Origin of the sequence: Sandarakinorhabdus cyanobacteriorum, from assembly GCF_002251755.1 — a bacterium.
Taxonomy (GTDB): Bacteria; Pseudomonadota; Alphaproteobacteria; order Sphingomonadales; family Sphingomonadaceae; genus Sandarakinorhabdus; species Sandarakinorhabdus cyanobacteriorum.
This window is the reverse complement of sequence record NZ_NOXT01000084.1, coordinates 15,534-31,000: the sequence shown is the minus strand read 5'-3', so window position 1 is coordinate 31,000 and position 15,467 is coordinate 15,534. Positions and strand designations below refer to the sequence as shown.

Here is a 15,467-nt window from a genome sequence, read left to right as displayed (position 1 = left end):
GCCGCTATCGCATTCTGGCTTTGAATGAGTCTGAACCCTAACGAAGAATTTGGAACTTGTGGATATCTGGGACAAGTGCTTCCAAGGCGGTCTAGCCTAACGACTCAGTGAGTAACTTCTACTACATCGTCTCCAACAATTTCGTTGGAGACGACATTGATCCGCAGCTTTGCCGACAAGGACACCGAAGCCCTGCTTGCTGGCCTTCGCGTGCGTCGCTTTCCGCCTGATGTGGCCCGCAGCGCCCAGCGCAAGCTGATCATGTTGACGGCGGCCAAGCTGCTCGACGATCTGCGCAATCCGCCAGGCAATCGCCTGAAGCCCTTGCAGGGGGACCGCGCCGGCACATATAGCATTCGCATCAATGACCAGTGGCGTGTTACGTTCCGCTGGGTTGATGGAGCGGCGGAAGATGTGCGCGTCGAAGACTATCATTGAGGCGGAACTACTGCCCCCGGTGCACCCGGGCGAATTTCTGCGTGAGGAATTCGGCATTGGCAGCGCGGTGACGTTGGTGCAGGTCGCAGATGCCGCTGGCATCGATCTGGAGAAACTGGCCGCGATTCTGGCGGAGCAGGCGGATTTTGATGGCGACACGGACCTGCGCCTTGCCCGCTTTTTCGGTGTTTCCGAGGGTCTGTTTCTCGGGTTGCAGCATCAGTTTGAACTGGACATTGCCCGCCGTGCCGCAGGCGCTGCGCTGGATGCCATCATCCCGTTGCAGACTGCGGCGGAGTAGCTATCAGCCCGCCGCCTTGGCCCGCAAGGCGATGGCAAGGCCGATGAGGGCGAGGATGACGCCGGCCACGGCCGTGGCGGTCCAGGCGAAGCCTTCGGCCACGGTGGAAATGCCCATCGCCACCATCGGCACCACCACGCCGTTCCACGCCGCCTGCCCCGGCCCCACCGTGCGAATCAGCGTGTAATAGAGGCTGAACGCCACCGCCGACGCCGCGATGCCAAGATAGGCGAGGCCAGCGAGATAGACGGGATCGGTGGAAAAGCGTGGGGGCCCATCGACCGCCAGCGCCACCGCTCCATCGATGAGCGCGCCCCAGGCCATGGCCCAGGCGAGGCCAGCCTCCAGCGGCATGGCGCGGCCGGCGGGCATGGCCTGCAGCACATTGGCGATGCTGGCGCTGAGCACGCCGGCGAAGGCCAGCGCCAGGCCGTGGCCGACATTGGCGCCGTCGGGACGGGCGAGATCAGGCGCGAACAGCAGAGCGACACCGGCGAGACCCAATATGCTGCCGGCGATGAAGCGCGCCGAGACGCGCTGGCCGAGGAAGAGCGCGCCGAACAGCGTGTTGGGCACCAGCAGGAAGGCGAAGGTGAGGCTGACCAGGCCCGAGGTGACATATTGTTCGGAGCGGTAGACCAGATTGAAATTGAGCACGAACTGGGTGACCGCCACCAGCAGCGCAAAGCCGTGCTGGCGAGGCGAGAGGCGCAACGATTTGCCGGTGAACAGGCAGAGCAGCAGCATGATGCTGGCCCCCAGCGCAAAGCGCCAGGTGACCGACCAGCTGGGCGGCACATCGCCGAGCTGGGTGCGGATGACGAACCAGGTGCTGCCCCAGATCAGGGTGCAGCCGGCGAAGGCGGCCCAGGCCTTTGGCGTGAAGCGGCCGGGTGCGGGCGGTGCGGCCATCAGCCGCCGGCCAGGGCGCGGGCCAATTGCTCCACCCCATCGGCCGGCGTGTCCCAACTGACCACCAGACGCACCTGGTTGGAGCCGGCGTCGCCCCAATCATAGAAAAGGAAGCCGGCATCGCGCAGCCGTTGCGGCTCGCCGGGAGCAAGCTGCACGAACACCTCGTTGGCCTGGACCGGATACATCAGGCGGTTGCCGGCGGCCTGGGCCAGATGCTGCGCCCCGGCATTGGCGGTTCGGGCGTTGCGCAGCCAGACATCATTTTCCACCATGGCTATGATCTGCGCGGCGTTGAAGCGGCCCTTGGAGGGCATTTGCCCGGCGCGCTTGCGGCGCCAGCGCAGTTGATCGGCCAGCGCCAGATCGAACAGCACAATGGCTTCGGCGCTGAGCCCGCCATTCTTGATGCAGCCAAAGCTGAGCGCGTCGAGATCGGCGACCAGTGCAGCCGGGCCATGGCCGAGATGGGCGACGGCGTTGGCAAAGCGGGCACCATCCATGTGCAGGCGCCAGCCCCGGGCCCTGGCATGGGCCGCCAGCGCGGCGATTTCGTCGGCCGTATAGACCGTACCGCATTCGGTGGCCTGGGTGAGGGTGAGCGCGCCCAGCTGCACCTGGTGAACATCGCCGCGATGGCTGGCGAGCGCGGCATCGAGACCTGCGGGCGTCAGCTTGCCATCGGCACCCGGGCAGAGCAGCAGCTTGGCACCGCCGGTGAAGAATTCCGGCGCGCCGCATTCATCGACCTGCACATGGGCTTCGGTGTGGCAGGCAATGGCGCCCCAGGGCGGCACGAGCGTGGCCAGGGCCAGCGCGTTGGCCGCGGTGCCAGTGCTGACCGGCAGGGCCATGCAGGGCCGGCCGAACAGATCGCTGAACAGCGCATCCAGCCGGCGCGAACAGTCATCACCGTCATAGCCGGCGGGCTGCGCCGGGGCGACGGCGGCAAGGCCAGCCAGCACCTCCGGGCAGGGCGCGGCGGCATTGTCGGACATGAAGTTGAACAGCGTGGCCATGGCCCACCGATAGGGAGGCGGGCGGGGCGAGGTCAATCACCAAGGATGACAGTGGCATTGTCGCAACGAAAAACGGCGGCTCCCGAAGGAACCGCCGCCTTTCGGTTGGCCCTTGGCTTCGCGACTTAGAAGGCGAAGTTCAGGGTGGCGCGGGCGCCATGGTCGTCGTTGCGGTTGCCCAGCAGACCCGAGTAGCCGACGCTGAAGCGGATCGAGTCCGACAGGCCGACGCCGACATCGGCGGTCATGTTCAGGGCCGAACGGTCCATGCCGATCGAGCGGATGTTGCCATTCTGGCCCACCGCCGGGATGCCCAGCACGGTCAGCGCGTCGCGATCACCGCTGATGGCCTGCCACGAGGCCGCCGCATTCAGCGCAACCTTGCCGTTGGCCACGTTGGTGCCAAACCGCATACCCAGGTTGGTGATGGTGACATCATTGCCCTGCTTGGCGGCCGTGAGCGCCGCGACACCACCGGTTTCCACCAGGCCGCCAAAGTCCGCCTTCACATGGGTCAGGCGGGCGAACGGCTCGGCCCGGGTGTTGGCATCACCGGCCAGATCCCAGGCCAGTTCGCCAAACAGCTGGTAGGTGGTGCCGTTGGTGCGGCCCTGCAGCGACTGCTGGAAGCTCGGCAGCGAGATGCCGCGAGCACCATTGCTGCGCGAACCAGCCACGGTCACACCGGCGTTGGCCACCAGGCCGCCATCCTTGCGATAGCCGGCATAGAGGGTGCCGCCGACGGTTTCGACGTTCGAGCTGCCGCCAAGCTGGCGATATTCCACATCCGTGCTGGTGTAGTGGAACATGCCGCCAAACGTGATGCCATCCATCTTCCAGTCGAGACCGGTGAGGATGCCACGCTGTTCGGTGGTGAAGGCGGTGGTGGCGTCGTTGGCACGAGCCAGACCCCACGAACCGGCGCCACGCAGCCAGAAGGTCAGCGACTTGTCGCCATCCGACGTGGTCACCTGCTGGCCACCCATGGAGGCGATGCCGTTGTTCAGGCGGTCAAGCGCAGCTTCACGGATGGTGCGGCTGGTGTCGAGCACCACGCGACGCTCGGTCGCCCGCTGTTCACCCGACATCTGCGCCAGGGTGCGCGGCAGGGCGCTTCCCCCGTTGGAATAGACGTTGAAGAACGCCTGCGGGTTGTAGCCAGCGGCCACCGCGCGGTCGAAGGCCTGGGCCACTTCCAGCGCGTTGCCGGTGACACCACCGAAGCGATTGCCCAGCGTGACCAGGCTCTGCGGGGCCAGACGGATGTTGGCGGCCGTGGCGGTGTATTCCACCACCGGAGCGAACGCGAGGCCGAACTGATCCAGCCCGGTGACGGTCGCGAAGGTGCCGGTGCGGCTGGCGCCGCTGGCCACGGTGAACGTCTGGTTGAAGGTGGTGAAGCCACCCGCCGTCGTCGGCGCCGCCGCCAGCGTGCCACCCAGGGTCAGCACACCGCCCGCGGTGATGCGGTCGTTGGTCGACGGGGTGAAGTCCGCCGTGAAGGTGCCTGCGAGCGTGGCGTTGCCGGTCACCGTCAGGGTGGCACGGTCGGTCGTGCCAGCCGCCGCCGGGTTGACCGAGCCGCCCGCCAGCACATTCAGCGCCGCAACGCTGCCCGTGCCGGTGACGGCCGCACCGCTGTTGACGGTGACGCCCGATGCCAGGCTGCCGGTGACATTCAGGGTGCCGGCGGCCACCGTCGTGCCGCCGGTGTAGGTGTTGGCAGCCGAGACCGTCAGCACACCGGTGCCCTGCTTGGTGACGCTGCCAGCGCCGCTGATCACACCGCTGACGGTGTAAGCCGACGGGGTGTTGCCGCTGTTGATGGTGGCCGCGCCCAGGGTGACGATGCTGTTGCCGGTGTTCAGCCCGGTGACGCCAGCGGCCAGCGTGGTGCCGCCCGCCATCGTCAGGGTGCCGGTGCCCAGCGCGCTGTTGGTGCCAACCGTGATCTGGCCGGCATTCAACGCAGTGCCACCCGTGTAGGTGTTGGCGCCGTTCAGCACCAGCGTGCCCGCCCCGGCCTTGGTCAGCGAGGTGCCGCTGACCACACCGGTGGTGGTGAGGGTGGTGCCGGTGGCGGTTTCGATGGTGCCGCCACCCGTGCCCAGCGCCACCGTGCGGGCGGTGGTGAAGCTGGCGGTGGTGCGCAGGGCGCCGCCGACCAGAGTGATGCCGCCGCTGGTGTTGCCGAGGTTGGCATCCGCCGCAACCTGCACCGTGGTGCCGGTCACAACCGTGCCGCCGGTGTAGATGTTGGTGCCGGTAAGGATCAGCGCATCCGTGGCGAGCGACTGGCTGTCGATCACCGACAGCGGGCCGGTGCCCGAGATGACGCCGCCCAGGGTCAGCACATTGCCGTTCACATCCACCGTAGCGCCGCCAGCCATGCTGATGGCGTTGTTGGCCGTGAGGCCAGTCGCGCCCGCCTGCAGGGTGGTGCCGGCAGCCATCGCTAGCGCGCCGGTGCCCAGCGCGGTGCCGGTGCCGATGCGGATGGTGCCACCGTTGAGGGCGGTGCCGCCCGTGTAGGTGTTGGCACCGTTCAGGATCAGCGTCGCAGAACCGATCTTGGTGATCGGGCCGGAGCCCGAGATCACGCCGTTCAAGGTGTAACCAAAGGCCTGCGTGTCGATCGTCAGCGCGCCGCCGACCGAGATTGCATTGGCCAAGGCAACACCGTTGACACCGTTCTGCAGCGTCGTGCCAGCCGAGGTGGTCAGACCAGCCGTGCCCAGCGCGGCGTTGCTGCCGGTGCGCAGGGTGCCGGCCGTGAGCGCAACGCCGCCCGTGAAGCTGTTGGTGCCGTCGAGCACGAGCAGGCCGGTGCCGGTCTTGGTCAGGCTGCCAGTGCCGGAGATCGGACCGACCAGTTCAAGGGCCAGATCCGTGGTCGCAGCAACCGTGGCATTGCCGGCCAGGGTGATGCTGTTCGACACACGGACATTTTCACTGTTCAGCGCCCGACCGACGTTGACCGCGCTGGTCAAGGTGGTGCCACCAGCCATCGTGAGAGCGCCAGTTCCCAGCGCGCTGTCGTTGGCGACCGTGATGGTGCCGGCGTTGAGCGCCGTTCCGCCCGTATAGGTGTTGGCGGCGTTCAGCACGAGGTTGCCGCTGCCAGCCTTGCTCAGCGGGCCAGTGCCGCTGACAATGCCATTCAGCGTCACCGTGTTGGCAGCGGTGTCGAGGGTGAAGGCACCGTCCATCGCGATGGCATTGGCCAGCGTCAGGTTGGTGCCGGCAGTCAGGCTGGTGCCCGCGGCAGTGGTCAATGTGCCAGTGCCGAGGCCGCTGCTGTTCGTGAGCGTGATGCCGCCGACGTTCAGGTTGACACCACCAGTGAAACTGTTGGTGCCGCCCAGCGTCAGGTTGCCCGCACCGATCTTGGTGATCGGGCCAGTGCCGGAGATCACGCCATTCAGCGTGAAGCTGCCGGTGCCGCTTTCCACGATCAGGTTGCTGCCGCTGCTCAGCGTCACGTTGTTGGCAAGGGCAAGACCCGTCGATCCAGCCGCCAGCGTGGTGGCCAGCCCTGCCACCGGTGCCTGCACCGGGGCAAATACCGTCAGGCTGCCAGTGCCAATGGCGGTGTTGGTGCCAACAGTGATCCGGCCGTCCCGCAGCTGGGTGTTGCCGCTGTAGCTGTTGGCACCGTTCAGGACCAGAGTTTGCGACCCGGCCTTGATGACGAAGCCAGCGCCACTGATGGTGCCGTTCAGCACCAGATCGTTGGCGCCGCCGAGCCAGCTGCCGCCATTCAGGACGAAGCTGTTGGCCAGCGTGCGGGTGGCACCGCTGTTGTTGTAAAGGCCAGTTGCGCCACCCATCGTCACGGTGCCGGTGCCGACAGCCGTGTTGCTGCCAACATAGACCACGCTGCGGGTGTTGATCAGCGTGCCGCCGCTGTAGCTGTTGTTGCCGTTGAGCGTCAGCGTGCCGAAGTTGCCGGTTGCCAGAGCCCCTGCACCGCTGACGACACCGTTCAACGTGAGCGCCGCCCCGTTGGTGATGATCGACGAGTCGTTGTTGAAGCTGAGCGTCGAGCCCTGCAGGTTCAGCGTGGTGGTGCCTGCACCCAGGTTGACCGCATTGGCCAGTGTGATGGCGGTGTTGACGCCAGTGGTGGTGCCCACGATCACCGTGGTACCGCCGGTCGTCGTCAGCGTGCCCGTGCCGATGCTGTTGTCATTGGTGATGGTCAGCGAGCCGTTGGTGAGGTTGGTTCCGCCGGCATAGCTGTTGGCACCCGACAGGATCAGGTTGCCGCTGTTCACCTTGGTGATGCCGCCAGCGCCACCGATCACGCCCGACAGTTCGAAGCTGCCAGCGCTGCTGTCCACGGTCAGGCCGCCGTTCAGCGTCACCAGATTGGCGACATTGAGGCCGGACACACCCGCCACCAGGCTGGTGCCGTCAGCCGCGGTCAGGCGGCCGCTGCCCAGCGCGGTGCTGGTGCCAACCGTGATGGTGCCGGCGTTGAGCGCGGTGCCATCAGTGTAGCCATTGGCACCGTTCAGGATCAGGTTGCCGCTGCCAGTCTTGGTGAGCACACCGGTGCCGTTGACGACGCCGGCGAGGGTGAAGGTGTTGGCGCCGGTCGCAACCGTGACGTTGCCGATGTCAAAGGCGTTGGCGATCACCAGATTGTTGGTGTTGTTCGCCAGCGTGGTGCCGTTCTGCATCTGGACCAGGCTGGTGCCAAAGGCGGCGTTGTTGCCCGCGGTCACCGTGCCGGCCACGACGTTGGTGCCGCCGGTGTAGCTGTTGACACCGTTCAGCACCAGGTTACCGCTGCCGATCTTCTCGATCAGGCCGGCGCCATCGATCACGCCGTTGAGCGTGAGGGTGAAGCCCTGGGTGTTGACCGTGCTGCCGGCCAGGGTGGTGATGCCGTTGGCAACCGTCAGGCCATCAACGCCAGCCACAAGGAAGGTGCCGTTGGACATGGTGAGGCCAGCGGTGCCCAGCGCGGTGTTGTTGCCCACCGTGATGGTGCCTTCGGTCAACGCGGTGCCGCCGGCATAGCTGTTGGCGCCGTTCAGCACGAGGTTGCCGGTGCCGGTCTTGGTGATGGCGCCAGCGCCAGACACCACGCCGTTCATGGTGAACGTGTTGGCACCGGTGGCAACGGTGATGTTGCCGATGCTGAAGTTGTTGGCGATGACGAGGTTGTTGCTGTTGTTGGTCAGTGTGGTGCCACCGGCCATCGTCACGTCATTGGTGCCGAAGGCGGTGTTGTTGCCAGCGGTGACCGTGCCAGCGGTCACATTGGTGCCGCCGGTGTAGCCATTGGCGCCATTCAGCACCAGATTGCCGGTGCCGGTCTTCACGATCGAGCCGGCGCCGCCGATGACGCCGTTCAGCGTGAAGGTGAAGGCATCGGTGTTCACCGTGCCAACGCCCAGCGTGGTGATGCCATTGCCGATGGAGAGGCTATCGACCCCAGCCAGCAGCGTCGTGCCACCCGACATGGTGAGGCCAGCGGTGCCGAGCGCGCTGTTGTTGGCCACCGTGATGGTGCCTTCGGTCAGCGCGGTGCCGCCGGTGTAGCCATTGGCGCCCGACAGGATCAGCGTGCCCGAACCGGTCTTGGTCAGCAGACCGGCGCCGCCGATGACGCCGCTCATCGTGAAGCTGTTGGCGCCGGTGGCAACCGTGACATTGCCGATGGTGAAGGCGTTGCCAACGTTCAGGCCGTCGACATTGTTGGCCAGCGTGGTGCCGTTGGCCATCGTCACCAAACCGGTGCCGAAGGCGGTGTTGTTGCCCGCCGTGGCCGTGCCGGCCGTGACGTTGGTGCCGCCGGCATAGCTGTTGGCACCGTTCAGCACCAGGTTGCCAGCGCCCGTCTTCACGATGGAGCCAGCGCCATCGATCACGCCGTTCAGCGTGAAGGTGAAGGCGTTGGTGTTCACCGTGCCGGCACCCAGCGTGGTCACCGCATTGGCGAGGACCAGATTGGCCGCGCCCGCGTTGAGCGTGGTGCCGCCGGTCATCGTCAGGCCGCCGGTGCCCAGCGCGCCGTCATTGGTCACGGTGATCGAGCCGGCCTGCAGGGCGGTGCCGCCGCTATAGCCGTTGGCGTTGCTGAGGGTCAGATCACCCGCGCCAATCTTGGCCAGCGAGCCGGCGCCCGCGATCACGCCGCTCAGCGTGAGGTTGTTGGTGCCGGTGTTGATGGTGCCGACGCCGGCGGTGGTGACGGCATTGGCCAGGTTCAGGCCATTGGCACCGGCAATCAGGCTGGTGCCATCGGCCATCGCCAGCGTGCCACCACCCAGAGAGGTGTTGGTGAACACGGTGATGCTGCCACCGTTCAGGTTGGTGCCGTTGCTGTAGGTGTTGGCGCCGGTCAGGTTCAGGTTGCCCGAACCGATCTTGACCAGGGTGCCGGAGATCCCGCCGTCGCTGATCAGGCCCGACAGGGTCAGGCCATTGGCCTGGGTGTCGATGGTGGCGAGACCGTTCAGGGTGACAGCATTGGCGAAGCTCAGGCCGTTGGCCGCCGCCTGGAAGGTGGCGCCGCCGTTGATGGTGAGGCCACCGGTGCTGATGCTGCTGTTGTTGGTCACCGCCAGCGTGCCGGCACCGATCGTGGTGCCGCCAGCATAGGTGTTGACGCCCGACAGGGTGAGCGTGCCGGTGCCGGCCTTCACGATGCCGCCATTGCCCGAGATCACACCGGTCAGGGTGAAGCTGCCCGCGGCGCTGTCGATCGTGTTGGTGCCGGTGGTGATGATGGCGTTGGCCACAGAGAGCACGCCGCCGCCGTTCGACAGGGTGGTGTTGCCCAGCAGCGAGATGCTGTTGGTGCCCGCAGCGGTTGCCGTGTTCAGCTGCAGCGTGCCCTGCTGCACTTCGGTACCGCCGGAGAAGTTCACATTGTTGCCGCCCAGAGCCAGCGTGCCGGCGCCCTGCTTGAACAGGATGCCGTCACCCTGCAGCGTGCTGTTGACCGTCGCGGTCACGCCAGCATCGGCGAAGGCGAACATGCCGGTGCCAACGCCGGTGCTCTGGTTGTCGAGGATGCCGCCGGTCAACGTGTAGCCGTTGGTGGCGAACTGCAGGCCCTGCGGACGGAAGGTGCCGTTGAGGGTCACCGTGCCCGCAGCACCGGCGAACACCGCCACGCTGTTGTTGAACCAGTTGGTGTTCAGCTGGCTGTCCGGATCGCCGGTCCAGTTGGAGCCGGTGGCCGACCAGATGCCATCGCCGCCGTTGATGGCGCCATTGCCGGTGGCATCGCCGCCATCCCAATATTGCATGAAGGTGCCCGGCATGGTCACCACAAGATTGACCTGGCCCGGGATCAGCGTCTGCACCAGGCCGCTGAAGGCGCCCGGCAGGGTCTGCACCTGCACATTGGTGGAGCCCGCCATCAGCGCGCCCTGATAGGTGAACAGGTTGTAGACGCCGAGGCCGAAGTTGCCGCCGGTCGACTGGCGCACGGTCAGGCGGCCGCCGAGGCGCAGGTTGGTCACCGCCACGCTGTCGTTGAGCGTCCCACCGAGGACATAATTGTCACCCAAGTCGAAGACCAGCGACGACTGTTCGTTGAGCAGCAGGGTGCCGATGGTCAGCTGGCCGGTCTGGCCGTTGCCGCCGACACCGGCCGAGAGCACGCCCGCATTGGCGATTTCCACGATGCCGGCGATGCTGCCGGTGCCCGACAGGGTGGCGCCGGCGCGCACGTTGGTCAGCTGGTTGACGTTGATCAGGTTGCCGGTCACCGACAGCTCGCCCTGCGCCACTTCGATCTGCGAGGCGATGCTGTTGGCCGCGTTGGCGAGGGTCACGGTGCCCAGGCCAACCTTGTTGAACACATTGACATCCGAGCCCGACACGACACCCGTCAGCACGAGGTTGCCGTTGCCGCCCACGGTCGCATTCGGATCGTTGATGGCGATGGCGCTGCCGATGGTGCGGGTGGTGCCGCCCGTGTTGTTGCGGATGCCGGCAGCGGCGTTGATGTTGACCGTGTTGCCGACGCCCAGGGCGTTGTTGTTGTTCACCACAACCACAGCGCTGTTCAGGTTGACGTCACCGGTGAAGCTGTTGTTGCCGTTGATGACGATCTGGCCCGTGGTGGCACCGTTGGTGGTGAAGCCGCCAGGACCGGTGATGGTGCCGTTTAGCACCAGGTTGGTGCCGTTGGTGCTGACCGCGCCGGTGACCGGGTTGATGATCAGCAGATTGCCATTGAGATCGATGGTGGTCTGGCCGCCAGCGAAGTTGATGTTGTTGCCCAGCGTGATCGTGCCAGCGCCAGCGCCGAGGCCAGCGACGAAGGTTGTACCGTTCTGGGTGGTCAGCAGGCCGGTGCCGATGGACTGGCCATCCTCGATGCGCAGGGTGCCGACGTTCAGGTTGGTGCCGCCGGCATAGCTGTTGTTGCCGGTGAGCGTCAGCCGGCCGTCACCAATCTTGGCGAGGGTGCCCGCGCCCGAGATGACGCCATCCAGGCGCACATCATTGGCGCCGGTGTCGATCGTGCCGGTGAAGCCGGCATTGACCGCCACGGTGCGGGCCGAAGTGACATCGGCGGTGAACTGCAGGGTGGAAGAACCGACGAACTCCACGCCGCCGGTAAGGTTGCCCAGGGCGCCGTTGCTGGCAACCGAAACGGTGCCGGCTTCGATCTGGGTGCCACCGGAATAGGTGTTGCCGGCGTTGGCCAGCACCAGGGTGCCCGGGCCATTCTTGTACAACGCCGCGCCGCCACTGACGATGCCATTGACCGTGAAGGTGGTGCCGACATCGGTGTCGATCAGGTTCGGCACCGCGCCGTTCAGCGCAATCGCACGGCCGGTGACAATATTGGCCGTGGTGCGCAGATGGCCGGTGTCCAGAGTCAGGCTGCCGGCGGCATTGCCCAGCGCGGCATCTGAGGCGATGAACACCTGCGTGCCGGTGATGGTGGTGCCACCGGTGTAGCTGTTGACGCCGTTCAGGAAGATGCGGCCATCGCGGGCCACGCCGCCCGAGGAGATGAAGTTGAGCGGACCGGTGCCCGAAATGGCACCGCCCAGCGTCAGATCGTTGGTGGCAGCATCAACGGTCAGGCCGCCGGCCGCGTTGATCACGATGGCATTGCCGATCGAGCGCGGGGTACCGGACGCGACCAGTGCGGTGCCGCCCGCGAAGGTGGCGGTGCCGGCGCCCAGGGCCGTGTCGCTGGCAGCGACAACAGTGCCGCCGTTGACGGCGAAGCTGCTGAAGCTGTTGGTGCCGGCCAGGGTCAGCGTGCCAGTGCCATTCTTGGCCAGGGCGCCGCCGGTGATGTTGGTGTTGATGGTGGCATCGTTGGCGCCCAGGTTGAGGGCGCTGTTGTTGGCGTTCAGCGAGCCGGCCCCACCCAGCACATAGCCGGTGGTGACAAAGCCCATCTGATCAAAATTGATGGCGGCGGCCACGTCCACCGTGCCGGCGGTGCCACCAAACTCGATATCGTCGGTGGCGTTGTTGCCATAGGCGAGGTTGAAGGTGCCGTCGCTGTTGGTGAAGTTGGTGTTGGTCAGGTTGAGGACACCTGAACCACCGTCAATGGCGCCATTCGGCACCAGATTGGCGCCATCCCAACGATAGGTGCCGGTGAAGCCAACCAGAAGTTGCACGATGCCGGGACCGGAAGCCACCGGGCCGGCAACGACCGAATAGGTCACGTCAACCGGCGGCGCATTGCTGACCGTCACGCCATTGTTGGCCGTGAGATTGCCATAGGTCATCAGCGTGCGCGCGCCGACGCCGACATTGAAACCGGCCAGCGGCGTGATATTCAGCACACCATCCAGCGTGAGATTGTTGGTGACGACGATCTGATCGGCATCGGTGCCCGGGATGCCAGCCAGGCCGGCCAGTTCGAAATTGAGATTGGCGCCATTGGCCAGCACCAGGTTGCCAAAGGTGAGCGTGCCGGGGCCGTTGCCCGGCGCCAGGACCGACGTGTCGGTCAGCGTGGCGGTGCCGCGGGCGCGGCCGGTCCCGGTCAGGGTGCCGTTGGTCTGCACCGTGATGCCGCCCGCGATGTCACCCGTCAGGCGCAATTCGCCCGCAGCCACATCGAACAGGCCGGTGAAACCATTGACCAGGCTGCTGCTGTCGCCGGTGATGTGCAGGGTGCCCGTGCCGGTCTTGGTGGTGGTGCCAGCGCCGGTCAACAGGCCGGACAACACAAAGATATTGCCGTTGGAATCAACGGTCGAGCCATTGTTGAGCACGATGTTGTTGGCAATGGAGCGCGTGCCGCCAGCCGGAGCCGTCTGGATCGACAGGGTGGCGCCAGCGGCCACCGTGACGATGCCGGTGGAGAAAGCGGTGTCGCTGCCCGCCGTGAGCGTGCCGGCATTCACCGTCGTCGGGCCGGAATAGATATTGTTACCGGTCAGCACCAGATTGCCGGCACCGACCTTGACCAGCGAACCGGTGTTGAACAGCAGGCCGTTCAGGGTGAGCGTGTTGCCGGCGGTATCGACATTGAGCGGACCGACCAGCGACACATTGTTGGCCACGGCCAGGCCGTCGACGCCCGCCTCCAGCGTGCGGGTGGTGCCAGCAAAATTGACGGTGTTCAGATCGCGCAGACCAAGGGCGGTGTTGGTGCTGATGACGATGCGACCATCCTGCAGGCGCACATTGTCCAGCGTGTTGTTGCCGTTCAGGCGCAGGGTGCCGTTGCCGATCTTCACCAGTGCGCCTAGTTCGCCCGCCACCGCGCCGAAGCTCGACACCACGCCGTTCAGCGTCACCTCGTCCGAGCCGACGATGAAGAAGTTGTTGGAGACGACGATATTCTGGTTCAGCGTCACCGCCGCACCGGTGCTGGTGTAGATGGCGCCTTCGTTGACGCGCATCGCGCCGCCGCCAAGCGCACTGGCATTGCCGAGCACAACGGCCGCCTGATCAATGCCCACGCCTTCCAGGGTGCTGGCGCTGTTCAGACGCACGCGGCCAGCGCCAACGATGTTGAGGGTGCCACCGTTGACGGCGCCGTTCAGGGTGAGATCGGTGCCGTCAAAATTGGCGGCACCGTCGGCATCGTTGAAGAAGAAATTGCCGGCATCGCCCATCAGGTCCAGCGTCATGCTGCCACCGCTGATGATGCTGATGGCGCGGCCGGTTGTGGCAACCAGGTTGGTGGGCACGGCGGTGCCAACAGCAAGCGTGGTGCCATTGGCTGCACCGATGCCGGGACCGTTGCCAAGGGCGCCGCCGCTGCGCGCTTCCAGCCGGCCGTCGATCAGGAGGATGTTGCCGCCAAAGCTGTTGGCGGCGTTGGCGAGCACCAGCGTGGAGGCGCCAGTCTTCAACAGACCACCGGCCCCGGTGACGGCACCGTTCAGCGTCAGCGTGCCACCACTGTTGAAGGTGGCGTTGCCGTTCAGCAGGATGTTGTTGACCAGGGTGACCGGATCAACGCCGGTAACCGACAGGCCGGTGCCACCGGCAAAGCGCAGCGACGAATTGGTGAGGGCGCCGGCACCGTTCACCTGCAGCGTGCCGTTCTCCACACGCACCTCGGCGCCGCCGAAATTGTTGGCCCCGGTCAGCGCCACGGTGCCGCCAGTGCCGGCAGCAAGGGTGAGCGCAAAGGTGCCGGTGATCGGGCCCGACAAGGTCAGGGTCTGGCCAGCATCCGGCGTCTGGACGGACAGCAGGCTGTTCAGGGTAACGGCGTTGGCGACCGTCAGGCTCTGGGCCGGATTGGTCTGGCCGATGACCGACGAGCCGCTGACCAGCACGGCGCCGGTGCCAAAGGCATCGCCGCTGCCGATCAGCACGGTGCCGCCAGCCAGCTCGGTGCCGCCGCTGTAGCTGTTGGCGCCAGTGAGATGCAGGGTCTGCGCGCCCGACTTGATCAGGCCGCCATCACCGCTGATGGCGCCGCCCAGCACGAGCACGGAGCCCATGCCGCTGGGATCAACCGTGAGCTGGGTGCCAGCACCCAGCGAGATGGCGTTGTTGATGGTGAGCAGCGGCATCGCAACCGTCGCGATGCTGCTGTTGCCGGTCACGGCCAGCCCGCCGGTGCCAAGCGCCAAATCATTGCCAAGGCGCAACTGGCCCTGCTGCAGCGTCACGCCGCCGGTGAAGCTGGACGGACCGCCGAGTTCCTGCTCTTCGGCGCCGAGCTTGACCAGCGCCAGATCGCCGGAGATGGAGCCGGCGAAATTGCCAATCGCGGTGCCATTGATCGTCAACACGGCCGGGGTCACGCCGCTGTTGGTGACAGTGCCGTTGCCGCTCAGGGCCGCAATGCTGTTGTTGAAGCCAGCCAGATCAAGCGTGCCGTTGCCCGACACCAGGTGCGTGGACCCGGCCGAGAAGGCCGTGGTGGAACCTGCAGCAAGCGTGCCAACAAGCACCGAGGTCTGCCCCAGGTACGTGTTGTTGCCCGACAACGTCAGCGTTTCACCACCCGCCTTGATGAATGCCAGTGTACCAAGACCATTGGTGAGATTGCCGCCAAAGACCTGACCGACGTTGGCGTTGACGCGCAGCGTGCCTTCGTTGACCGCATCATCGTTCAGGATGGTCGCCGGGGCGAGCAGCGGGGCGTCGACAAAATTGTCCACCACCACCAGCGTGCCGGCCACGTCAAACGTCTGCGCCGTCGCCGGAACCAGCGCGGTGCCCGCCAGCATGGCGGCGGCCATCGTCATGCCGATTCGGCGTGCATTCAAACCCTTGGCAAACCGGCTCTCTTCACGGAGCGCGCCGTTCAGAATCACAGCGTCGCGGTTCAACGTTTCGTTCGACATGGTACCCCCGAGGATCGGTCTAGTGGCAGAACTGGC

At 66.0% G+C, this 15,467-nt stretch carries 5 protein-coding genes; 2 read left to right on the top strand and 3 right to left on the bottom strand.

Annotated elements, in window-relative coordinates; translation table 11 throughout:
• Nucleotides 1–156 precede the first annotated feature (156 nt).
• Nucleotides 157–438: a type II toxin-antitoxin system RelE/ParE family toxin gene (locus CHU93_RS04165; protein ID WP_094472892.1), complete on the top strand. Its 282-nt coding sequence runs from the start codon at nucleotides 157–159 to the stop codon at nucleotides 436–438.
• Nucleotides 398–739, top strand: a complete 342-nt coding sequence (locus CHU93_RS04160) for a HigA family addiction module antitoxin (RefSeq protein ID WP_243375207.1) — start codon at nucleotides 398–400, stop codon at nucleotides 737–739. The genes CHU93_RS04165 and CHU93_RS04160 overlap by 41 nt, the downstream gene beginning before the upstream one ends.
• 3 nt (nucleotides 740–742) lie before the next feature.
• Here CHU93_RS04160 and CHU93_RS04155 read toward each other — a convergent pair whose 3' ends face one another.
• The 3 genes from CHU93_RS04155 to CHU93_RS18100 all read right to left on the bottom strand — a co-directional run bounded on the left by CHU93_RS04155 (nucleotide 743) and on the right by CHU93_RS18100 (nucleotide 15,332).
• On the bottom strand, nucleotides 743–1,651 hold the full coding sequence (locus CHU93_RS04155; RefSeq protein ID WP_243375204.1) for a DMT family transporter: 909 nt from the start codon (nucleotides 1,649–1,651) through the stop codon (nucleotides 743–745).
• Nucleotides 1,651–2,670: a threonine aldolase family protein gene (locus tag CHU93_RS04150; RefSeq protein ID WP_094472890.1), complete on the bottom strand. Its 1,020-nt coding sequence runs from the start codon at nucleotides 2,668–2,670 to the stop codon at nucleotides 1,651–1,653. Before CHU93_RS04150 ends, CHU93_RS04155 begins: the two co-directional genes overlap by 1 nt.
• Before the next feature lie 125 nt (nucleotides 2,671–2,795).
• On the bottom strand, nucleotides 2,796–15,332 hold the full coding sequence (locus CHU93_RS18100; RefSeq protein ID WP_165768595.1) for an autotransporter-associated beta strand repeat-containing protein: 12,537 nt from the start codon (nucleotides 15,330–15,332) through the stop codon (nucleotides 2,796–2,798).
• Between the last annotated feature and the right edge of the window lie 135 nt (nucleotides 15,333–15,467).

What these genes read in the sequence shown, in the direction of transcription:
- CHU93_RS04155 (WP_243375204.1), bottom strand. Translation starts at nt 1,651, where the DNA reads ATGGCCGCACCGCCCGCACCCGGCCGCTTCACGCCAAAGGCCTGGGCC.
- CHU93_RS18100 (WP_165768595.1), bottom strand. Translation starts at nt 15,332, where the DNA reads ATGACGATGGCCGCCGCCATGCTGGCGGGCACCGCGCTGGTTCCGGCG.
- CHU93_RS04160 (WP_243375207.1), top strand. Translation starts at nt 398, where the DNA reads ATGGAGCGGCGGAAGATGTGCGCGTCGAAGACTATCATTGAGGCGGAA.
- CHU93_RS04150 (WP_094472890.1), bottom strand. Translation starts at nt 2,670, where the DNA reads ATGGCCACGCTGTTCAACTTCATGTCCGACAATGCCGCCGCGCCCTGC.